The sequence below is a fragment of the Amycolatopsis kentuckyensis genome, from assembly GCF_002155975.1.
GTDB lineage: Bacteria > Actinomycetota > Actinomycetes > Mycobacteriales > Pseudonocardiaceae > Amycolatopsis > Amycolatopsis kentuckyensis.
Genome location: NZ_MUMI01000441.1, coordinates 1 through 20,351 on the forward strand (window position 1 = coordinate 1; position 20,351 = coordinate 20,351).

At 72.8% G+C, this 20,351-nt stretch carries 19 protein-coding genes; 11 read left to right on the plus strand and 8 right to left on the minus strand.

What is annotated here, in order from left to right; all coding sequences use genetic code 11:
* The coding region (zapE, locus tag CCN39_RS35760) for a cell division protein ZapE (RefSeq protein WP_143264274.1) at window positions 1-985 on the plus strand (985 nt) is incomplete at its 5' end.
* On the opposite strand, the gene CCN39_RS35765 is transcribed toward zapE, so the two are convergent.
* Window positions 939-1,496 carry a phosphatase PAP2 family protein gene (locus tag CCN39_RS35765; protein WP_086849625.1) on the minus strand — a complete coding sequence of 186 codons (558 nt, stop codon included), beginning with the start codon at window positions 1,494-1,496 and terminating at the stop codon, window positions 939-941. The genes zapE and CCN39_RS35765 overlap by 47 nt on opposite strands.
* A gap of 63 nt (window positions 1,497-1,559) precedes the next feature.
* Between CCN39_RS35765 and CCN39_RS35770 the strand changes: the two genes are divergently transcribed.
* Entirely contained in the window at window positions 1,560-2,444 is an 885-nt protein-coding gene (locus tag CCN39_RS35770) for an FAD-dependent oxidoreductase (RefSeq protein ID WP_086849627.1), read from the plus strand.
* Here the strand turns inward: CCN39_RS35770 and CCN39_RS35775 are convergent.
* The 3 genes from CCN39_RS35775 to rocD all read right to left on the minus strand — a co-directional run bounded on the left by CCN39_RS35775 (window position 2,431) and on the right by rocD (window position 6,825).
* Window positions 2,431-3,729 (minus strand): glycoside hydrolase 5 family protein, encoded by a 1,299-nt coding sequence (locus CCN39_RS35775; RefSeq protein ID WP_086849629.1) that lies wholly within the window; start codon window positions 3,727-3,729, stop codon window positions 2,431-2,433. The two genes, CCN39_RS35770 and CCN39_RS35775, sit on opposite strands and share 14 nt — an antisense overlap.
* An 82-nt stretch (window positions 3,730-3,811) precedes the next feature.
* Entirely contained in the window at window positions 3,812-5,170 is a 1,359-nt protein-coding gene (locus CCN39_RS35780) for a DUF2252 domain-containing protein (RefSeq protein ID WP_086849631.1), read from the minus strand.
* Between the two features lie 422 nt (window positions 5,171-5,592).
* The gene (rocD, locus tag CCN39_RS35785; protein WP_086849632.1) at window positions 5,593-6,825 is read right to left on the minus strand and encodes an ornithine--oxo-acid transaminase; all 1,233 of its coding nucleotides are present in this window, start codon (window positions 6,823-6,825) and stop codon (window positions 5,593-5,595) included.
* Window positions 6,826-6,969: 144 nt separating this feature from the next.
* On the opposite strand from rocD, the gene CCN39_RS35790 reads away from it, so the two are divergent.
* From CCN39_RS35790 to CCN39_RS35810, 5 genes are read left to right on the plus strand one after another with little or no spacing between them, the layout of a single operon-like run.
* On the plus strand, window positions 6,970-7,290 hold the full coding sequence (locus CCN39_RS35790) for an ArsR/SmtB family transcription factor (protein ID WP_086849634.1): 321 nt from the start codon (window positions 6,970-6,972) through the stop codon (window positions 7,288-7,290).
* Complete coding sequence (locus tag CCN39_RS35795) at window positions 7,287-7,757, plus strand: SRPBCC family protein (protein ID WP_086849636.1); 471 nt, start codon at window positions 7,287-7,289, stop codon at window positions 7,755-7,757. Before CCN39_RS35790 ends, CCN39_RS35795 begins: the two co-directional genes overlap by 4 nt.
* Before the next feature lie 17 nt (window positions 7,758-7,774).
* Window positions 7,775-8,614, plus strand: coding sequence for a PPK2 family polyphosphate kinase (locus tag CCN39_RS35800; protein ID WP_086849638.1), 840 nt, complete (start codon window positions 7,775-7,777; stop codon window positions 8,612-8,614).
* A 20-nt stretch (window positions 8,615-8,634) separates the two neighbouring features.
* Window positions 8,635-10,719, plus strand: a complete 2,085-nt coding sequence (locus tag CCN39_RS35805; RefSeq protein ID WP_086849655.1) for a S9 family peptidase — start codon at window positions 8,635-8,637, stop codon at window positions 10,717-10,719.
* Window positions 10,716-11,666 carry an LLM class F420-dependent oxidoreductase gene (locus CCN39_RS35810; RefSeq protein ID WP_086849640.1) on the plus strand — a complete coding sequence of 317 codons (951 nt, stop codon included), beginning with the start codon at window positions 10,716-10,718 and terminating at the stop codon, window positions 11,664-11,666. Before CCN39_RS35805 ends, CCN39_RS35810 begins: the two co-directional genes overlap by 4 nt.
* Window positions 11,667-11,670: 4 nt before the next feature.
* Here CCN39_RS35810 and crcB read toward each other — a convergent pair whose 3' ends face one another.
* The 3 genes from crcB to CCN39_RS35825 are packed head-to-tail and all read right to left on the minus strand — an operon-like array spanning window position 11,671 to window position 12,775.
* On the minus strand, window positions 11,671-12,045 hold the full coding sequence (crcB, locus tag CCN39_RS35815; protein ID WP_086849642.1) for a fluoride efflux transporter CrcB: 375 nt from the start codon (window positions 12,043-12,045) through the stop codon (window positions 11,671-11,673).
* Window positions 12,042-12,374: a DUF190 domain-containing protein gene (locus CCN39_RS35820; RefSeq protein ID WP_086849643.1), complete on the minus strand. Its 333-nt coding sequence runs from the start codon at window positions 12,372-12,374 to the stop codon at window positions 12,042-12,044. The genes crcB and CCN39_RS35820 overlap by 4 nt, the downstream gene beginning before the upstream one ends.
* Window positions 12,374-12,775: a fluoride efflux transporter FluC gene (locus CCN39_RS35825; protein ID WP_086849645.1), complete on the minus strand. Its 402-nt coding sequence runs from the start codon at window positions 12,773-12,775 to the stop codon at window positions 12,374-12,376. The genes CCN39_RS35820 and CCN39_RS35825 overlap by 1 nt, the downstream gene beginning before the upstream one ends.
* A gap of 146 nt (window positions 12,776-12,921) precedes the next feature.
* Between CCN39_RS35825 and CCN39_RS35830 the strand changes: the two genes are divergently transcribed.
* From CCN39_RS35830 to CCN39_RS35845, 4 genes are read left to right on the plus strand one after another with little or no spacing between them, the layout of a single operon-like run.
* Window positions 12,922-14,403, plus strand: coding sequence for a pyridoxal phosphate-dependent decarboxylase family protein (locus tag CCN39_RS35830; RefSeq protein WP_086849646.1), 1,482 nt, complete (start codon window positions 12,922-12,924; stop codon window positions 14,401-14,403).
* Window positions 14,400-15,677, plus strand: a complete 1,278-nt coding sequence (locus CCN39_RS35835) for a lysine N(6)-hydroxylase/L-ornithine N(5)-oxygenase family protein (RefSeq protein WP_086849648.1) — start codon at window positions 14,400-14,402, stop codon at window positions 15,675-15,677. The genes CCN39_RS35830 and CCN39_RS35835 overlap by 4 nt, the downstream gene beginning before the upstream one ends.
* Window positions 15,674-17,404: an IucA/IucC family protein gene (locus CCN39_RS35840; protein ID WP_086849650.1), complete on the plus strand. Its 1,731-nt coding sequence runs from the start codon at window positions 15,674-15,676 to the stop codon at window positions 17,402-17,404. The genes CCN39_RS35835 and CCN39_RS35840 overlap by 4 nt, the downstream gene beginning before the upstream one ends.
* Window positions 17,401-18,705: a type I glutamate--ammonia ligase gene (locus CCN39_RS35845; RefSeq protein WP_086849657.1), complete on the plus strand. Its 1,305-nt coding sequence runs from the start codon at window positions 17,401-17,403 to the stop codon at window positions 18,703-18,705. Before CCN39_RS35840 ends, CCN39_RS35845 begins: the two co-directional genes overlap by 4 nt.
* A gap of 133 nt (window positions 18,706-18,838) precedes the next feature.
* On the opposite strand, the gene CCN39_RS35850 is transcribed toward CCN39_RS35845, so the two are convergent.
* Complete coding sequence (locus CCN39_RS35850) at window positions 18,839-20,227, minus strand: FAD-binding oxidoreductase (RefSeq protein ID WP_086849652.1); 1,389 nt, start codon at window positions 20,225-20,227, stop codon at window positions 18,839-18,841.
* Between the last annotated feature and the right edge of the window lie 124 nt (window positions 20,228-20,351).

Sequence of the window (20,351 nt, forward strand, 5' to 3'; positions counted from 1 at the left end):
GTCCGCCGACGAGCTGATCGGCGCGCTGGTGCCGCCGCCGCGCTTCGATGCCGTCCGGTTCGGGACGTACCTGCCGAATCCCGACGAGCCCAGCCAGGCCGCCGCGGTCGAGGCGTGCTCGGCGTTCGCCGACCGGATCGGGGCGCGCAAGGAGAAGAAGCGGTTCAAGCTCTTCGGCGGGTCCCCGGAGCCGTCCGGGCCGATGGGGCTCTACCTCGACGGCGGGTTCGGCGTCGGCAAGACCCACCTGCTCGCCTCGACGTGGCACGCGGCGCCGTCACCGAAGGCGTACGGCACCTTCGTCGAGCTGACCCACCTGGTGGGTGCGCTGGGCTTCGCCGAGGCCGTCCGGCGGCTGTCGGCGCACCGGATCCTGGCCATCGACGAGTTCGAGCTGGACGACCCGGGGGACACCACGCTGGTCACCCGGCTGCTGCAGGAGCTGATGGACGCGGGCGTGTTCATCGCGGCGACGTCGAACACCCTGCCGGAGAAGCTGGGCGAGGGCCGGTTCGCCGCCGAGGACTTCCTGCGCGAGATCCAGACGCTGTCGGCGCGCTTCGGCGTGGTCCGCGTCGACGGCCCGGACTACCGCCACCGCGGCCTGCCGGAAGCGCCGCCGCCGGTCTCGCCGGAGGAGCTGGCGGCTTCGGCCGCGGCGCACGAGGGGTCCACTGTGGACGACTTCGACGCGCTGTGCGCCCACCTCGCGGAGCTGCACCCGTCGCGCTACGGGCGGCTGCTGGACGACGTCACCCGCGTGCACCTGCGCGGCATCCACCCGGCGCCGGACCAGAACGTGGCGCTGCGCCTGGTCGCCTTCGCCGACCGCCTCTACGACCGGGCCATCCCGCTGGTCGTGTCGGGCGAGCCGCTGCCGTCGCTGTTCACCCGGGAGATGGTCGACGGCGGCTACCGCAAGAAGTACCTGCGCGCGGTCAGCCGGCTGACGGCGCTGGCGCGGGACGCCGTGCCGGCCAGCTGACCAGCACGACCGCGACGGCGAACAGCGTCCCGCCGACGACGTCGGTCAGGTAGTGGTAGCCCATGCCGACCAGGCCGGCCGCCGCGGCGAGCAGCGCCACCGCGGACAGCACCACCACGACGGCCCGGCGGGTGACCAGGACGAGCACTGTCAGCACCGCCACCAGGCTCACCGTGTGGCCGCTCGGGTAGACCAGGGTGCCGTTCTTCCACCGGTCGTAGAGCGGTTTGAGCAGCCAGCCGGTCAGCAGGATGGCCAGCACCGGGGTGGCCAGGGCGAAGCCGGCCTCCAGCCGCCGTCCGGCGCGCAGGCACAGGAAGACCGCGAGCAGGCCGAGCGCGAGCACCACGTACGGCTCGGTCGGGAGGACCAGCGCCCGCACCACGCCGGGGCTCAGGTGCGCGACGGCCGCCGCGGCGGCGGCGTCGACCGCACCGGGCGTCGTCCCGCCGGCGAACGGCAGGCCCAGCAGCAGCGCGAGCAGGCCGCACACGGCGGCGGTCGTCCTCACCCGGGCGAGGGTAGCCGGGCCCCCGGGACGACGCCGGGGCCGCGGGTGCGTCACGATGCGGGGATGCGGGTGACAGTCGCCGGGGCCGGGATCGTCGGGCTGAGCAGCGCGTACCGGCTGGCGGAGGCGGGACACGACGTGACGGTCGTCGCGGCGGCCCCGCCGGCGGAGTCGACCTCGGCCGTCGCGGGCGGGGTGGTGTACCCGCCGGGCCGCGGTGCGGACGAGCGGATCGTGCGGTGGACCGCGGCGAGCCTCGCGGTGTTCCGCGGGCAGGACGCGCCGGGCGTCCGGTTCCGCCGCGGCCGCGTCCTGCTGGCGGCGGGCGAGCCGGACCCGCGGTGGCTCCCGGCGGTGGAGGCCGCGACCCGCGACGGCGACCGCGTGGACTTCACGACGGCGGTGGTCGACACGCCGGTGTACCTGGAGTGGCTGCTCGCCCGCGTGGGTGCGCTGGGCGTGCGGGTGGAGTACCGGTCGTTGCGGTCGCTGTCCGGCCTGGCCGCGGACGTCGTCGTCAACGCCGCGGGCCTCGGCGCGGGCGCGCTGGCGGGCGACCCGGCGATGGTCCCGGTGGGCGGCCAGGTCGTGCACGTGACCGACCCGGGCCTGCCGGAGTTCGTGGTCGACGGAACGGGCCCGGGCATCACGTACGTGATCCCCCACGGAGGGCACGTGGTGTGCGGCGGAACGGAGGAGCCGGGCCGCGGGGACACCGAGCCGAACCCGGCCGTGACGGCGGACATCCTGCGCCGGTGCCGGGAGCTGGAGCCACGCCTCGCGGCCGCGGAGGTGCTGCGGTCACGGGTGGGCCTGCGCCCGTTCCGCCGCGAGGTCCGGCTCGAGCGGGTGGGCGACGTGGTGCACTGCTACGGGCACGGGGGAGCGGGCATCACCCTGGCCTGGGGCTGTGCGGCGGAGGTCGCCGAGCTGGTCACAGCCGGATGAGTTCGGTGATGCCCCGCTGTTTCAGGTGGTTCGCGTCGGAAGCGCGGCTCTGCAGCACGAATGCCACCCGCTTCCCCTCGGCCGCCAGCTTGAAGAACCGGTCGTTGCCCCAGGTCGGGAAGAGGTCCGGGAGCACGATCGCCGTCGTGCGCGGGGCCGGCTGCGGTGGGGTGCGGTCGAACTCGGCCACCAGCGCCTTCAGCGCCTGACCGGCGGGTTTCAGCTTGCGGTCGTTCGTGTACAGCCCCAGGTCGTACTCCAGCGGGTTCAGGTTCGGGACCAGCGCGGGGTTCACGTCGTGGGAGCACCACCACGTGAAGCCCAGGATGTGGGCGCAGGAAGCCGCGTTGCGGATCGACCGGGACAGCCACTCGCCGTACTGCGGGCGGGTCGCGTCGCTGAAGTGGATCGACGGTGCCGCGCCGTCCTCCTGGATCCAGACGCGGCGGGCCGGATCCGTCGAGTACGCCTGGGCCACCTGGATCAGCCGTTCCGCGTTGTGGGTCGCGACCGCGCCGAGTGGGTCCGTCTCGAGAGTGCCGGAGAACGACGTCCACGGGTGGATCGCCACCACGTTGCCCGCGTCCGCGAGGCCCCGCCGGGTGAAGTACGTGCCGTTGTCCCACGGTGCCCGGTCGCAGCCGACCGTGTGCTCCTTGCCGGGGGCCACGGCCTCGGCGTGGGCGCACAGCGTGCGGGCCCAGGTGTCGGCCTGGGCCTGGGTGACGAACAGGCCGGCGAAGTCGTCCCAGTAGTAGTACGGCTCGTTCGACAGGTCGAAGCCGAGGAAGCGCGGGTGCCGCCCGATCCGCTCGGCGAGGGCCGTCAACAGCGCCCGTTGCGCGTCGAGGGCGGCCGGGTCGGTGAACCAGTTGACCGGCTTCGGTTTCGCCTGCAGCCAGTTCGGCGTCCAGTAGCGGGCCGAGATGTGGCCGTTGAACACGGTGACCTCGACGTCCAGGCCGGCCGCGCCCGCGAGGTCCAGGAACCGGTGCAGCCGGTCGAGCTTCTCGCCGCTCACCAGCGCGGGTTCCGGCTGGAAGGCCGACCACAGCAGCATGAGCCGGAGGTGGTCGAGCCCGAGCGCGGCGATGTCGTCGAGGTCGCGGCGCAGGTCGTCCTCGCGCCAGTCCTCCCACATGTGGAACCAGCGCGTCGGCGGCGTGTAGTTGACGCCCAGCCGGAACGCCCGCCGCGGGGGCGCCGCCAGTGCGGGTGCCGCCGTGGCCGCCAGGGCCGTCGCGACCGCTCCCGTGAGCACCGACCGCCGCTTGAGATCCGCCACGCCGCCTCCTCGCCGTCCCTTGATCGCGCAGATCTAGCACGGCGGGAAGTCGATCTCCAGGCCTGACCGGCTTCCTGTCCGGTCAGCTACGGGAAAAGGCGGCGTGGTCGGCCTCCGTCTGGTCGGCGTACCGCACGGCGTACGCGCCCATCGCCTCGTCCAGCTCCGACTCGTCGGCGAAGTACCCCGCGAGCAGCTTCGGGTGCAGCGACCGCGTGTGGGCGCGGGCGAGCAGGGCCCCGGCCAGCCTGCCGTAGTCGTCGAGGTGGTCCTTCTCCAGCTCCGACGGGTCGATGTCGCCCTTGAGGTTGCGGAACTGGCGGACGATGAACGGGACGCCGTCGATCGTGGTCCAGCCCAGCAGGATGTCCGTCTCCGCCTGCACCAGCCGGGCGCCGTCGACGATGCGCTGCCCTTCGTGCGCGGCCGGCGGCAGGTGCAGGTACGGCGCCAGGGCCGGGCGCTGGGCCTGCTTCACCTGCAGCACCAGGTCTTCGTCGTCGTTACCGTGCAGCAGCGCGACGTAGCTGCGCAGGCCCACGCTGCCCGTGCCGACCACCCGGAAGGCGACGTCGGCGAGCCGGTACCGCGCGATCAGCGTGCGCCGCGACTCGCGCAGGGTGTCCACATAGGACGTCAGACCGGCCGCGACGGCCTCGGCGGTCCCGGCGTCGACGTGCGTCAGCACCGGCGGGTCCGCGACGAACCGGTGGCGGGCCAGGCCGGTTTCGCGGTCGTCGACGCGCTCGGTCCACCGGGCCGCGACCTTCGCGTGGTCGTTCTTCCGGGCCTTCTCGGCGGCGTCGGCGAAGTCGTCGATCAGCTCGTCGGCGCGCGCCTTGGACAGCACGGAGGAGTCCGGGAGGGCGTTCCAGCTCCGCAAGAACGGCAGCTCGGCCAGCGCGCGGATGGTCCGGCGGTAGGACTTCACGGCGTCTTCGGCGGCCTCGCGGCACCCGGATTCGCCGATGCCGCCTTCGCGGCCGGCGAGCACGAGGCTGGCGGCGAGCCGCTTGAGGTCCCACTCCCACGGGCCGGGGACGGTCTCGTCGAAGTCGTTGATGTCCATCACGATCTTGCCTTCGGGCGTGCCGTAGAGCCCGAAGTTCGCAGCGTGCGCGTCCCCGCAGAGCTGCGCGGCGACACCGGACGACGGCGTGCCGGCGAGGTCGGCGCCCATCAGCCCGGCCGCACCGCGGAAGAACGTGAACGGCGAGGCGCGCATCCGCTCCCGCCGCAGTTCGGCGAGCTCCGGAAGCCGACCGGCGCTGGTGGCCTCGAAGTACTGTGTTGCGCTCGGCCGGTCTTTCGCGGCCGCCGCGTGGTCGTGCACCGCGGCGGGGGTCTTCTCCCGGAGCCGCTTCCCCTGTTCGTACAGCTCGGCCGGCGTCACGCTGTCGGTGCCGACCAGCGGCCGTTCTGCCCATTCCCCTGATCCCATACCGGGCACAACGTCCGAAGGGGACGTTGTGCTCCCGGATGCCGCGGGGGTGGGCGTTCTGCAGGTCGGTCGCGCCGGTCAGCCGTTCGGGGTGAGGGCGCCTGGCAGCCGCGGTTGGGGCCTGCGCATTCCTCGGCGGGGCGGAGCCGGGCCGGTCCCTGGATCGGGCGCGGGGTGTTGTGCTCCCGGACGCCGCCGGGCGGGTGGTCCGCCGGTCGGTGCGGCGGTGGGCGCTCGCCGGTCTGGTGGTCGCGACCGCACGCGACCGGTGCGCCGTTGGGGGTGAGGGCGCCTGGCAGCCGCGGTCGGGCCTGCGCGCTCCTCGGCGGGGCGGAGCCGGGCCGGTCACTCGATCGAGCGCCGGACGTTGTGCTCCCGGACGCCGCCGGGGCGGGAGGCTCACCCGGCGGCGTCCGGGGGGTTTAGGGGCGGATGACCTCGGCGATCGCGTCGATGCCGCGGTCCAGTTCCTCGCGGGTGATCACCAGCGGCGGGGCCACGCGCAGGGTGCGCTCGTGCGTCTCCTTGCACAGGACACCGCGGGCGGCCAGCGCCTCGGACGCCGCCCGGCCTTCGGGGCCGCCGGGGGCGATGTCGATGCCGGCCCACAGACCGCGGCCGCGGACCTCCGACAGGCCCTGCCCGATCAGCTCGTTCAGCCGCGCGTGCAGGTGGGCACCCAGTTCCGTGGCGCGCTGCTGGAACTCGCCCGTGTTCAGCAGGCGGACGACCGCCCGCCCGACCGCGCAGGCCAGCGGGTTGCCGCCGAAGGTCGAGCCGTGCTCGCCCGGCTTCAGCACGCCGAGGACGTCGCGGCGGCCGGCCACCGCGGACACCGGCAGGATGCCGCCGCCGAGGGCCTTGCCCAGGGTGTAGACGTCCGCGCGGACGCCTTCGTGGTCCAGCGCCAGCACCGTGCCGGTGCGGGCCAGCCCGGACTGGATCTCGTCGGCGATCAGCAGCACGCCGTGCTCGTCGCAGGCCTGCCGGACGTCGGCGAAGTAGCCCTCCGGCGGCACGATGACGCCGGCCTCGCCCTGCACCGGCTCCAGCAGGACCGCGGCGGTGCGCGGGGTGATCGCGTCGCGCAGCGCGGCCGCGTCGCCGTACTTCACCGTGACGAAGCCCGGGGTGAACGGGCCGAAGTCGGCGCGCGCGGTCTCGTCGGTGGAGAACGACACGATCGTCGTGGTGCGGCCGTGGAAGTTCGAGCCGGCGACGATGATCTCGGCGGTGCCGTCCGGCACGCCCTTGACCCGGTGCGCCCACTTGCGGGCGATCTTGACCGCGGACTCGACGGCCTCGGCGCCGGAGTTCATCGGCAGCACCAGCTCGGTGCCGGTCAGCTCGGCCAGCTCGCGGCAGAACAGCCCCAGCTGGTCGTGGTGGAACGCGCGCGAGGTCAGCGTGACGCGCCCGAGCTGCTCGACGGCGGCGGCGACCAGGTCCGGGTGGCGGTGGCCGAAGTTCAGGGCCGAGTACCCGGAGAGGAAGTCGAGGTAGGACTTGCCCTCGACGTCGGTCACCGAGGCGCCGGAGGCTTCGGCGATCACGACGGGCAGCGGGTGGTAGTTGTGCGTGCTCCACCGCTCGTCGAGCTCGATGAAGCTCGCGGCGGTGGGGGCGGCGGTCTCCCGGCCGGCGAACGTCGTCATGCGTTCAGGTTAAAGGCAGAACATGCAGAATTCAGCCGGGATTCGTTGCTTTCACCCGGTGTTCGTTGCGCAATATCCGCCACGCACCCCCGATTCGCTGCGTGCCGGTTGACGGCGGCATCGGTAAGTCGTAACTTACGGTTCGTGGCGACTTACGGAAGCGACCAGCTGGCCGCCCTGGCCGACCCTTCGCGCCGCGCGATCTTCGAAGCGCTGCGGGACGGGCCGCGGGCGGTCGGCGAGCTGGCCGCGGACCTGCCGATCAGCCGCCCGGCCGTGTCCCAGCACCTGAAGGTGCTCAAGGAGGCCGGCCTGGTCACCGACCGGGCCGTCGGCACCAAGCGGCTCTACCGGCTGGAACCGGCCGGGATCGCCGCCCTACGCGCCTGGCTCGACGGGATGTGGTCGGACGCGCTGAAGGCCTTCGCCGAACTGGCGGAATCCACCGAAGAGGAGCAGTCATGAGCACCCTGGAACCGATCCGCAAGAGCGTCACCGTGGCCTGCTCGCGGGAGCACGCGTTCAAGACCTACACCGAGGCCTTCGACAGCTGGTGGCCGCGGCAGCACCACATCGGGGCGGGCGAGCTCGCCGAAGCCGTCCTCGAGCCGAAGCCGGGCGGCCGGTGGTACGAGCGCACGGTCGACGGCGCCGAGTGCCAGTGGGGCGAGGTGCTCGTCTGGGAGCCGCCCGCCCGGGTGGTGCTGTCCTGGCGCATCGACGGCGACTGGAAGATCAACCCCGACCCGGCGTACGCCAGCGAAATCGAGGTCAGATTCGTCGAAGAGGGGCCGCGCAGCACCCGCGTCGAACTGGAGCACCGGGACTTCGAGCGGCACGGCGAAACCGGTCCCAAGGTTCGCGAAGGCGTTTCGGGTGACGGCGGGCACGGCGCCCTGCTGAAGCTCTTCGCCGAGAAAGCCGCCGCCTGAGCGGTTAGCCTGCTGGGATGGCCAAGAAGGACGCAGGGAACCGGGTCCGGGACGCGCTGCGCGTCGGCGGTGAGCTGCCGGACCCGGGCTCCACCCCGGTCGGCCCCGGTAAGAAGGCCAAGGCCCACGCCGAGCTCGAGAGCGCGGGGGCGCGGCTGTCCGCGCTGCAGGAGGCGCTCTACGCCGAGGGGGTCGGCGGCGGCACCCGCCGGGTGCTGCTCGTGCTGCAGGGCATGGACACCTCCGGCAAGGGCGGCACCGTCTCCCACGTGCTCGGCCTGGTGAACCCGATGGGCGTCCGGTACGCGGGGTTCAAGAAGCCCACCGCGGCCGAACGGCGGCACCACTACCTCTGGCGAATCCGCAAGCAGCTGCCCGCGGCCGGCCAGATCGGCGTCTTCGACCGCTCGCACTACGAGGACATCCTGGTCCCGCGGGTGTCCGGGCTGCTGACCGCGGCCGAACGGCGCCGCCGCTACGCCGAGATCAACGCGTTCGAAGCGGAACTGGCCGAGGCGGGCACCACCGTGGTCAAGGTGTTCCTCCACATCTCGCCGGAAGAACAGCTCAAGCGGCTCAAAGCCCGGCTCGTCACGCCCGAGAAGCGCTGGAAGTACAACCCGGGCGACCTGGAGGCGCGGTCGCACTGGCCCGCCTACGAGAAGGCCTACGCCGACATCTTCGAGAAGACACCGGGCTGGTACGCGGTGCCGGCCGACCACAAGTGGTACCGCAACTGGGCCGTCGCCGAGCTGCTCATCGAGACCCTCGCCGAGCTGAAGCCGGAGTTCCCAGCGCCGGACTACGACGTCGACGCGGAGCTGGCCAAGCTGAAGGGTGTTGGCGCCCCCTCGTGACCGTCTGGAAGAGTGCGGGCGTGACCGATGTCGACGACCTCCCGTTCCTCCGCAAACAGGCCCGGACCCAGCGCTTCACCCTCGGCGCGCCGAAGGAGTTCCGGGTCGCCCCGGACGGCTCCCGCGTGCTGTTCCTGCGCGCGGAGTCGGGCACCGACCCCCGGCACAGCCTCTGGTCGGCCGACCTGGCGACCGGCACCGAGACCAAGCTCGTCGACGCCGCCGAGCTGCTCCCCGGCGAAGAGGAGCTGCCCGCCGAGGAGCGGGCGCGGCGCGAACGGGCCCGCGAGACCGGCGGCGGCGTCGTCCACTACGGCGTCGACGCGGCCTTCACCGTCGCGGTGTTCTCCCTCTCGGGCAAGCTCTACACCCTGGACCTCGCTTCGGGCGAGGTGCAGCTGCGCGTCGACGGTTCGGTGATCGACCCGCGGCCCAGCCCGGCCGGCACGCACGTCGCCTACGTCCAGAACCGGCGGCTGCACGTGCTGGAGCTGGCCACCGGCGACGACCGCGTGCTGGTCGAGGAGGAGGGCGAGGACATAGCCTGGGGCCTCGCCGAATTCATCGCGGCCGAGGAGATGGACCGCACCCGCGGCTACTGGTGGGCCCCCGACGGCCGCAGCATCCTGGCCGAGCGCTCCGACCGCGGCCCGGTCCCGCGCTGGACCATCGCCGACCCGGCCAACCCGCAGCACCCGGCCAACGTCGTCGCGTACCCGGCCGCGGGCACCATGAACGCCCTCGTCTCCCTGGCGGTGCTCGGCCTGGACGGCTCGCGCGTCGACGTCGCGCCGGGGGAGTGGGAGTACCTCGCCTCGGTGCACTGGTCGGCCGGCGGCGCGCCGCTCCTGGCCGTGCAGCCGCGGGACCAGAAGCGGATGGACGTCCTCGCGGTGGACGTCACCGACGGCTCGACGTCGGTCATGCACACCGCGACCGACCAGCACTGGATCGACATCGTCGGCGGCGTTCCGGCGTGGACGCCCGACGGCCGCCTGGTCACCGAGGGCATGGTCGACGGCGACCACCGGCTGTTCGTCGGCGGCGAGCCCGTCACCCCGGCCGGGCTGCAGCTGCGGGCCGTGCTCGACATCGGCGACGAAATCCTGTTCAGCGCGTCCGAGGACGACCCGACCCAGGTCCACGTCTTCCGGACCGAGGGCTCGTCGGTGCGTCGCCTGTCCACTGTGGACGGCGTGCACGTCGGCGCCGGGTCCGCCGCGGTCACCGTGCTGTCGTCGTGGAGCCTGGAGCACAGCGGCCCGCGCGTTTCGGTGCTGCGGGACGGCGCCCCGGTGGCGACGATCGAGTCGTCCACTGTGGACCCGGACATCGTGCCGAACCTGACCTGGCTGACGCTGGGCGAGCGGAACCTGCGCGCGGCGCTGCTGCTGCCGCGCGGGTACGAGCCGAGCGAGGGCAGGCTGCCGGTGCTGCTCGACCCGTACGGCGGCCCGCACGCGCAGCGCGTCCTGCAGAGCCGCAACGCGTTCCTGACTTCGCAGTGGCTGGCCGACCAGGGCTTCGCGGTGCTCGTCGCCGACGGCCGCGGCGCGGTGTGGGAGCGCGAAATCCACGGGCGCCTCGCCGACGTCACCTTGCAGGACCAGGTGGACGCGCTGCAGGCGGCGGCCGCGTCCCGTCCCGAGCTGGACCTGGAGCGGGTGGCGATCCGCGGCTGGTCCTACGGCGGGTACCTGTCGGCGCTGGCGGTGCTGCGCCGTCCGGACGTCTTCCACGCGGCGATCGCGGGCGCGCCGGTGACCGACTGGTCGCTGTACGACACGCACTACACGGAGCGGTACCTCGGGAAGCCCCAGGACGAACCGGAGAGCTACGCGCACAACTCGCTGATCGAGAGCGCCGGCGAGCTGAGCCGGGCGCTGCTGATCGTGCACGGGCTGGCCGACGACAACGTGTTCGTCGCGCACGCCCTGCGGTTGTCGTCGGCGTTGCTGGCGAAGGGCCGGCCGCACGTCTTCCTGCCGCTGGCGGGCGCGACCCACATGACGCCGCAGGCCGAAGAGGTCGCGGAGAACCTGATGCGCACGCAGGTCGATTGGCTGCTGCGCGAGCTGTCCGCCGTCGAGAAGGAGACTGCATGAGCCGCTGGGGCCTGACGATTCCGCTGACCGGGGTGCCGCTGACGGCGCACCGCGAACTGGTCGAGCAGCTGCCGGACCTGGGCTACACCGACGCGTGGACGGCCGAGACGGCGGGCACCGACGCGTTCACGCCGCTGGTCCTGGCCTCGCAGTGGGCCCCGCAGCTGCGGCTGGGCACGGCGATCGTGCCGGTGTACACGCGCGGCCCCGGCCTGCTCGCGATGCAGGCGGCGACGGTGGCGGAGCTGGCGCCCGGCCGGTTCGTCCTCGGTATCGGCGCGTCGTCCCCGGTGATCGTCTCGGGCTGGAACGCGGCCGACTTCTCGGAACCCTTTGCCCGCTCTCGCGACACGTTGCGCTTCCTGCGTTCGGCGCTGGCGGGGGAGAAGGTCAGCGAGAAGTACGACACGTTCGCGGTCTCGAAGTTCCGGTTGGAGCGCCCGGCCGACCCACCGCCGTCGATCATGCTGGCGGCGCTCCGCCCGGGCATGCTGCGGCTCGCGGCGCGCGAAGCGGACGGCGCGATCACGAACTGGCTGGCGGCTTCGGACGTGCCCCGGGTGCGCTCGGTCGTGGGCCCGGAGGTGGAGCTGGCGGCCCGGATCTTCGTCTGCCCGACAGAGGACGCCGAGGCGGCCCGCGGCCTGGGCCGGATGCTGATCTCGAGCTACCTGACGGTCCCGGTGTACGCGGCGTTCCACGACTGGCTGGGCCGCGGCGAGGCACTGGCCCCGATGCACGAGGCCTGGGCGGCCGGGGACCGGCAGAAGGCGAACCAGGTGATCCCGGATGCGGTCGTGGACGAGCTGGTGATCCACGGCAGCGTGGAGTCGTGCCGCGAGCAGGTCCAGGCCTATGTGGACAACGGGCTGACGACGCCGATCATCGCCCTGCTGCCGACCGGGGAGGACCCGTTCGAGCAGGTGCGCGGACTGGCGCCGCGCTGACGCTTCACGTGAAGGTGACGGTGGCCAGCAGCAGGCCGAGGGCGCCCGAGGCCAGTCCCGCGACCACCGTCACCACCACGTTCAGCACCGCGTACAACCGCGTCTTCTCCAGGAACAGCCGGACCGTCTCGTAGCCGAACGTCGAGAACGTCGTCAGGCCGCCGCAGAAGCCCACCGCCACCAATGCGCGGACCGATGACGGCTCCGCGCCGTGCAGGAGCCAGCCGCTCAGGAAGCCCAGGATGAACGAGCCCGCGATGTTCACCGTCAGCGTTCCGAACGGGAACGGCGAGTCGCGCCACTGCTGCACGCGGCGGTCGGTCAGGTAGCGCAGGATCGAGCCCGCCGCTCCGCCGAGGGCCACCAGGACCAGCGTCACTCCGTCCGCCCCACGTGGCGGACCACCTCGACCTGGTCGAGCGTCACCAGGCCTTCGCCGATCAGCTCGCCCAGCTGGGGCAGGAAGGCGCGCAGCTTCGCCTCTTCGTCGATGATCACGATCACCACGGGCAGGTCCTCCGACAGCGACAGGATCCGCGTCGTGTGGATCAGCGACGACGCGCCGTAGCCCTCGACGCCGCGAAGCACCGAAGCGCCCGCGAGACCCGCGTCGCGCGCCCGGCGGACGATCTCGTGGTAGAGCGGCTTGTGGTGCCAGTGGTCGTCTTCGCCGAGGTAGATCGTGAGGCGGGTGGCAGGTCCTTCCATCAGTGTCCCTTTCGCACCGCGCGCGTCGCCGCGAGACCGGCCGCGACCGCCGTCAGGCACAGCACCACCGACGCGGCCACGTACGCCAAGGATCCCACGAGACGGCCGGTCGTCGCCGCGTCGAGGGTGTCGGTCACGAACGTGGAGAACGTCGTGAAGCCGCCGAGGACGCCGACGCCGAGGAACGGCCGGAGGAGGTGGTGGGGGCGTGCGGTGGTGGTCAGGATCGCCATCAGGACGCCGATGAGCAGGCAGCCGAGCACGTTGGTGAGCAGCGTGGCGACGGCGAACTCGCCGCGGGCGTGCGGGATCGCCACCGAAAGGCCGTAGCGGGCGAGGCTGCCGAGCGCGCCGCCGGCGCCGATCGCCGCCAGGACGTCCCACCGGGGCACGCTGATCACCTCCTCCTCGCGGTGAACCTACTCCCGATGGCCGACGCGTCGCCGCCACCCGGTCGAGCATGCTGGACGGGGCCGGATGACAGGCAGCCGTCGGTCGCCGTACTGTTGCTCAGCGTAGGCAAGGCAACCCTAAGGAAGGCGGTCACATGCGGGCAGACGGGCTGGCCGGGGGCCACGGCGGCGCGGAGCGGCTCGGCGAGCTGATCCCGGTGGCCCTGAACGCAATGGCGGCCGGGGTGGCGGAACGCGGCGGCCCGGTCCCGGCCGGCGGCCCGGCCGCGGTGGCGGCGGCCCTGGTGGCCGAGCGTGGCCCCGAGGTCGCCGGAGAAGCCTCGGGTGAGGATTCGCCGTCCGAGTCCGGTCGCGGCTCGTTGCCGCGCCGTGGAGTCGGGGCCGAAGCCGCGCTCGAACAGCTGAGCCGGCTGCTCGCCGCCGGCTCAGCGGACCCCGCCGATCCCGCCTGTGCCGCCCACCTCCACTGCCCGCCCCTCGCCGTCTCCGTGGCCGCCGACGTCGTCGCCGGCTCGCTCAACCCCTCCATGGACTCCTGGGACCAGGCCCCCGTCGCCAGCGAGCTCGAACGCGAGTTCACCACCGGGATCGCCCGGTTGTGTTACCCCGAAGCGGAAAACCCCGACGCCGTCGTCACCACCGGTGGCACCGAATCCAACCTCCTCGGCCTCCTCCTCGCCCGCGAAAACGGCATCCTCCAAAGCGTCTGCGGCGCCAACGCCCACCACAGCGTCGCCCGGGCCGCCTGGCTGCTCGGCCTGCCCGCCCCGATCGTCGTCCCGTGCGAAGGCGACCGCCTGCTCCCCGATGCGCTCGACCGGGTCCTCACCCCCGGCTGCGTCGTCGTCGCCACCGCCGGGACCACCAACACCGGCACCCTCGATCCGCTGCCCGAAATCGCCGGGATCTGCCGCCGGCACAACGCCCGGCTGCACGTCGACGCGGCCTACGGCGGCATGGCGCTGTGCAGTGAAACGCTCAAGCCCAAACTCGACGGGCTCGAACTCGCCGACTCCGTGGCCCTCGACCTGCACAAGTTCGGGTGGCAACCGGTCGCCGCCGGGCTGTTCGCCGCCCGGGAGGCCGCCGATCTCGGCGCGCTCACCGTCCGCGCCGAGTACCTCAACGCCGACGACGACACCGAGGCCGGCCTGCCGGACCTGCTCGGCCGCTCGATCCGGACGTCGCGGCGGCCGGACGCCTTCCGGATGGCCGTCACCGTGCACGCGCTCGGCACCGACGGCCTCGGCGCCCTCGTCGAACACTGCTGCGGCCTCGCCACCGAGGTGGCCCGGCGCGTCGAGGACCACCCCGGCCTGCGGCTCTGGGGCCCGCCCGAACTGTCCACAGTGGTCCTGCGGCCGGTCCTCGCCGACGAGGCCGGCGGTGACGAGCTCGTCGCGCGCGTCCGCCGGGCGCTGCTCGAAGCCGGTACCGCCGTAATCGGCCGGGCCGCGCTGCCGACCGGGCCCGGCGGGGCGAACCAGCTGTGGCTCAAGCTGACGCTGCTGCACCCGCACGCCACCGCCGGCGACTACCTCCCGCTGCTCGACCGGATCGTCGCCACCGCGGGTGCCGAGCTCGGCGCCGGCCGGGAAAGCCCGGTCGCTTCGTGAGGCGCCACCACCTCGCCGGCGTCGGGATCGGGCCGTTCAACCTCTCGCTCGCGGCCCTCGCCGCCGGGGTCGACGGCCTCGACGCCGTCTTCTTCGACGCCCGCCCGGAGTTCCGCTGGCACCCCGGCCTGCTCGTCGAGGGCGCGACGCTGCAGGTGCCGTTCCTGGCCGACCTCGTCACGCTCGTCGACCCGACGAACCCGTTCTCCTTCCTCAACTACCTGCGCGACCGCGGGCGCCTGCTGCCGTTCTACTTCGCCGAGCGGTTCCACCCGCCGCGCGTCGAGTACGACGACTACGGCCGCTGGGCCGCCACGCGGCTGCCGTCGTGCCACTTCGGGCACGAAGTGACCGGCATCCGCTGGGCCGGCGACGCCTTCGAGCTCACGATCGCCGGCGCCGAGCCCGTCCTCGCGGACCACGTCGTGCTCGGCGTCGGCTCGGTCCCCTCGGTGCCGGAACCGCTGCGCGACCTCGTCGCCGATCCCGGCGTCCCGGCGCTGCACTCGGCCGATTACCTGACGCACCGCGACGCACTCCTCGCCGCCGAGAGCGTCACGGTCGTCGGCTCCGGGCAGTCGGGCGCCGAAGTCGTGCTCGACCTGCTGCGGAGCCGGGCCACGGTGGACGGGCTGCGCTGGCTCGCCCGGACGCCCGCGTTCGCGCCGATGGAGTACTCGAAGCTCGGCCTCGAGCAGTTCACCCCGGACTACACCGCGTACTTCCACGGCCTGCCCGAAGCCGTCCGCGACCGGCTGCTGCCCGCCCAGTGGCAGCTCTACAAGGGCATCGACACCGAAACGATCGGCGCGATCCACGACGAGCTCTACCGCCGCAGCATCACCGGCCCGCCGGGGGCCGTGCTGACCCCCGGTGTCGAAGTCGTCCGGGCATCCACTGTGGACGGTGCGATCGAACTCGGCGTCCGGCACGTGCAGCAGGGCCGCGGCGCCACCCTGCGCACCGCCGCCGTCGTCGCGGCCACCGGGTACGCGGAGGCGCCGACCGGGCCGTTGCTGGCCGGGCTCGGCGACGCCGTCCGCCGCGACCGGCAGGGCCGCCTCGAAGTCGGCGCCGACTACCGCGTCGCGCTCGACGTGCCCGGCTCGCTGTTCGTGCAGAACGCCGAGCGGCACACCCACGGGCCCGGCGCCCCCGACCTCGGTCTCGGCGCCTGGCGGGCGGCCGTGATCCTCAACGCCGTGTGCGGCAAGACCGTGCACGAGCTGCCCGACCGCACCGCGTTCACCACGTTCGGCCTGGAGGACAAGTGACCCTGGATGAGGCGGCCGCCTGGCGCGCGGCCGGCGCCCTGATCACGCACAAGATGCTCGGCGAACTGTCCTACGAGCACATGCTGGAGCCGGTCGCCGACGGCGACGCCTACCGGCTGGAACTGCCCGGCGCCATTTACACGTTCCGGGCCCGGCGGGGCGCGTTCGACGCCTGGACGGTCGAACCCGGCAGCGCGCACCGGAACGGTGAGCCGGCCACCGACCCGCGCACGCTCGTCGTGGACGCCCGCGAAGTCCTGGGCCTGAGCGGACTGCGGCTGGCCGACGTGCTCGCCGAGCTGACCTCGACGGTCGCCAACGAGGCCGCCCGCCTGCGCCGCGCGCCGACCGCCGCCGCACTGTCCACGATGGACTACGACGTCGCGGACGGGCACCTCACCGGCCACCCGCGGCTCGTGCTCAACAAGGGCCGCGTCGGGTTCTCCGCGCGCGACCGGGCCCGGTACGCGCCCGAAGCGGGCGAGGACGTCCGGTTGCGGTGGTTCGCCGTCCACCCGGAGCACGCCGAGTTCCGCTGCGTCGACGAGCTGAGCCGGGACGCGCTGCTGGCCGCCGAACTCGGCGAACAGCGCGCCGAGTTCGCCGCGAAGGCGCCCGGGGACTACGTCTGGGTGCCGGTGCACCCGTGGCAGGCCGACGAAATCCTCGGCACGCTCTACGCCGCCGAACTCGCCACCGGGGTCGTGATCGACCTCGGGGAGAGCGCCGACGTCTACCGGCCGCACCAGACGGTCCGGACGCTGGCGAACGTGAGCACACCCGGCCGGCACGACGTCAAGACCGCCGTGTCGGTGCGGAACACGCTCGTCTACCGCGGGCTCAACTCCGCGGCCACGCTCGCCGGGCCGTCGGTGACGACGTGGCTGCGGCGGATCAGCGCGTCCGATCCGCTGCTGACGGACAAGTACCGGTTCGGGCTGCTCGGGGAGGTGGCGAGCGTGTCCGTGCAGCACCCGCTGTTCGGGCACCTCGAGGAGCTGCCGTACCGGTTCCACGAGACCCTGGGCGCGCTGTGGCGCGAGCCGATCCGGCTCGCGGAGGGCGAGCGAGCTCTTTCGTTCGCCGCGCTGCCTTACCGGGGTCCCGACGGGGTCTCGGTGCTGGCGCACCTGATCGGCGGCGGGGACGCTGCCGCGTGGCTGACGCGTCTCTTCGACCTGGTGCTCACGCCGTTGCTGCAGTGGCTGCTGCGGCACGGCGTCGGGTTCTGCCCGCACGGCCAGAACCTCGTTCTCGTCGTCGATGCCGCCGGGGTGCCGCAGCGGGTGCTGATCAAGGACTTCGCCCAGGGCGTCGATCTGCTCGACGAGGAGCTGGCGAGCTACGCGTCGCTTCCGCCCGAGGCGGCCGCCGACATGCTGCGCTGGCCCGCGCACCTGCTGGCGCAGTCGCTGTTCAGCTCGGTGTTCTCCGGTCAGTTCCGGTTCTGGGCCGAGGTGCTGCTCGACGAGCTGGGGCTGCCGCGGGCGGCGTTCTGGGCGCCGGTGCGGGAGATCGTCGGCCGCTACCGGGACGAGAACCCGGATCTGGCCGTCCGCTTCGACGCCTGCCGCCTGTTCGCCCCGGACGTCGAGCGCGTGACGCTCAACCGGGAGCACTTCGCCGGGCAGGGCTTCGACAAGGTGGAGCGGGACGACGAGTTCGACGTTCGCTGGGGGCGGGTGCCGAATCCGCTGCACGCCCCGGATCCCGGTGGCGCGTGGTGACGGCTTTCGCGCGGCCGGCCGGGCCGCGGTCCCTCGCCGCGCGGCGCGCCGCGGCCGTGGCGGGGGAGGCCGTGCTGCGGGGGGTGCTCGCCGAGGAGGGCGCCCGGCTGCTCCTGCTGGTTCCCGATCCGCACGCCCGGTTCGCCGCGGTGGAGCTCGCCGCGCCGTTCGCCGGTTCGGTGCTCGACGACGGGTACGGCTTTTGCAGCTACGTCTTCGCGTGGACGCCCTCGCGGGATCCGCTGCCGGCGTCGGGTGTGCTGGGCGGGTATGTCGAAGGGTTCGGCGATCTCCGGGTGCGGCCGGACGCGGCTTCGGCCGTTCCGCTGGGGGAGCGGACCTGGGCGGTCGTCGGGGACGCCGAGTGGCCTTCCGGGGCGGCCGCGGAGCTGGCGCCGCGGGAGGTGCTTCGCACGCAGCTCGCGGCTCTGGAGGGGCTGGGGCTGGTGCCGTCGGTCGGGATCGAGCACGAGGTCGTGTTCCGGGATGCTGGTGGACCGCTCACGCCACACGGGGTCGACTACGCGGTCGGGGGTACCGAGCGGCTGGTTCCGCTGCTGCGCGAGCTGCGGACCGCGTTGGACGATGCCGGGCTCGGCGTCGAGTCGGCGCGGGCCGAGTGCCATCCGGGGCAGTTCGAGATCGTTCTGCGGCACCGGGACGCTCTTGCCGCCTGTGATGATGTTCTTCTGCAGCAGCTGATCGTGCGCCGGGTCGCCGCTCGGCACGGTGTCACCGCCGACTACCTGGCCGCGCCTTCGCCCGGGCAGGGCAATTCCGGGCACGTGCATCTGTCTTTGTCCACTGTGGATGGTTCGGAAGCTGATCTGCTGGGCGGGTTCCTGGCCGGTGTGCTTCGCGACGCGCGGGCGTTGACCGCCGTGTGGGCGCCGACTTGGAACAGCTATGTCCGGCTGCGGACCGCTCCGTTCTCTCCGCGGGAGGTTCGGTGGGGTCATGACGACCGGACCGCTTCCGTGCGGGTGGCCGGGCCGGCGGCGAGTCCCCGGCTGGAGTTTCGGTTCGCCGGGGCTGATGCCCAGCCGCATCTCGTGGTGGCTGCGTTGCTGGCTGCTGGGCGGTTCGGGCTTGAGGAAGGGTTGCGGCCGCCGGAGGCCGGGGTTCCGGTCGGGGCGCTGGCCGGTTCGCCTTGGGAGGCTTTGTCGCTGGTGGATCGGGTGGGGGAGTTGCTGGGGGCGGATGTTGCCGCGCTTGTGGCGGCTCTGCTTACCGAAGAGATTGATTCCGGGTTGGACGCTGTTACCGATTGGCAGCGGGTTCGCGGGGGGCTGCGGTCCTGAGTTCCGCCACCCCGAAGCCGCCATTGTGACTACGGACGGCGGCACCTTGTCAAGGCGGGAAAGCGTGCCTTGACAAGGTGCCGCCGTCCGTGTTTCGGCTTCGGATCGGGGTTGCGGGGGGTGTGGGTTCCGGTCAGTTCGGGCGGATGTTCTGGTTGATGTGGAAGGTGTTCTCCGGGTCGTACTTCCTCTTCACCGCGGCCAGTCTCTCGTAGTTGCCATGGTATGAGGCTCGGACTCGGTCCTGGCCCTCCTCCATCATGAAGTTGACGTACGCCCCTCCGGCCGATGTCGGGTGCAGTTCCTCCCAATAGGCCTTCGTCCACTGGGAGATTGCCGTTGCGTTCTCCGGTGATGGATCCACGCCCACGATCACTCCTGACCAGCCGCCCTTGCGGTGGGGGAAGGCCGTTGCGTCCGCTGCCACCCTGCTTGCCGCTCCGTCGATCGGGTACAGGTGCATCGACGAGTGCATGCTGGGCAGGCCCTCTCCGTGCTTGACGTGGATTTCGATCGCCTCGTCGGAGATCTCGTGGAACACGTCCGCTCGCCAGTACCACTGGAGGCCGGCGGGATACAGTGCGTCGAACGCTCCCTGCAATGCCGTGTACGGCATGTTCTGCAGGCCGGCCAGCAACGGCCTGCCGAACGAGCGGACCGGTTCCAGGACTTCGTCCGCCTTGTCGTGGGAGCCCGTGTAGCACCAGACGATTCCGCACGCCTTGCGGCCCCACAGCTCTTCCGGGAACGAGGGTGCCGGCGGGATCGTCAGCAAACCGAACCAGCCGTTCAGCTCCTCCGGCAGCGAGGGCAGCAGCTCGCGGTACCAGCGCAGCACCTCCGGGGTGTCGGCCAGGTCGTACAGCACCGGGCCGCCGATGACCACGCCGTGCTCGCCGATGTCGTGGCAGCGGAACGTGAACGACGTGACCACGCCGAAGTTGCCGCCGCCGCCTCGGAGGGCCCAGAACAGGTCCGGGTGCTCGGACTCCGATGCGTGGACGAAGGTGCCGTCGGCGAGGACGACGTCCGCTCCGAGCAGGTTGTCGACCGTCAGGCCGAAGCGGCGGGCCAGGTAGCCGATGCCGCCTCCCAGGGTCAGGCCCGCGACGCCGGTGGACGCGACGATGCCCGACGGGGTGGCCATTCCGAATGCCACCGTGGCGTGGTCGACGTCGCCCCAGGTGCAGCCCGCGTCGGCGCGGACGGTGTGGTGCACCGGGTCCACTGTGGTGCTGCGCAGCCGGGACAGGTCGATCACCAGCGCACCGTCGGCGACGCCCAAGCCGCCCGCGTTGTGGCCGCCGCCGCGTGCGGCGATGTCCAGGCCCTGGGCCCGGCCGTAGCGGACGCAGGCGACGACGTCGGCCGCGTCCCGGCAGTAGGCGATGGCCGCCGGGTGCTTGTCGATCATGGCGTTGTAGACGGCTCTGGCTTCGTCGTAGCCGGCGTCGGCGGGCGTGACGAGGTCGCCGCGCAGCGTGGCGGCCAGTTCCTCGTGCGGCAAGGCGGTGGTGGTCATGAGTGGCCCCTCTCGGATTTCGGCTCCGGAAGGGAACGTAGGCCGCCGGCGTTCGCGGAGCGTTCGGGTCGTTCGTGCCTGGTCAGGACGGGTCCAGGTCCGCCTCCGCCCGCCGCCGCAGGGC

Excerpts from the sequence above, each read along its gene's own strand:
- CCN39_RS35770 (WP_086849627.1), top strand. The coding sequence starts at position 1,560 with ATGCGGGTGACAGTCGCCGGGGCCGGGATCGTCGGGCTGAGCAGCGCG.
- CCN39_RS35780 (WP_086849631.1), bottom strand. The coding sequence starts at position 5,170 with ATGGGATCAGGGGAATGGGCAGAACGGCCGCTGGTCGGCACCGACAGC.
- rocD (WP_086849632.1), bottom strand. The coding sequence starts at position 6,825 with ATGACGACGTTCGCCGGCCGGGAGACCGCCGCCCCCACCGCCGCGAGC.
- CCN39_RS35795 (WP_086849636.1), top strand. The coding sequence starts at position 7,287 with ATGAGCACCCTGGAACCGATCCGCAAGAGCGTCACCGTGGCCTGCTCG.
- CCN39_RS35800 (WP_086849638.1), top strand. The coding sequence starts at position 7,775 with ATGGCCAAGAAGGACGCAGGGAACCGGGTCCGGGACGCGCTGCGCGTC.
- CCN39_RS35810 (WP_086849640.1), top strand. The coding sequence starts at position 10,716 with ATGAGCCGCTGGGGCCTGACGATTCCGCTGACCGGGGTGCCGCTGACG.
- CCN39_RS35820 (WP_086849643.1), bottom strand. The coding sequence starts at position 12,374 with ATGGAAGGACCTGCCACCCGCCTCACGATCTACCTCGGCGAAGACGAC.
- CCN39_RS35830 (WP_086849646.1), top strand. The coding sequence starts at position 12,922 with ATGCGGGCAGACGGGCTGGCCGGGGGCCACGGCGGCGCGGAGCGGCTC.
- CCN39_RS35850 (WP_086849652.1), bottom strand. The coding sequence starts at position 20,227 with ATGACCACCACCGCCTTGCCGCACGAGGAACTGGCCGCCACGCTGCGC.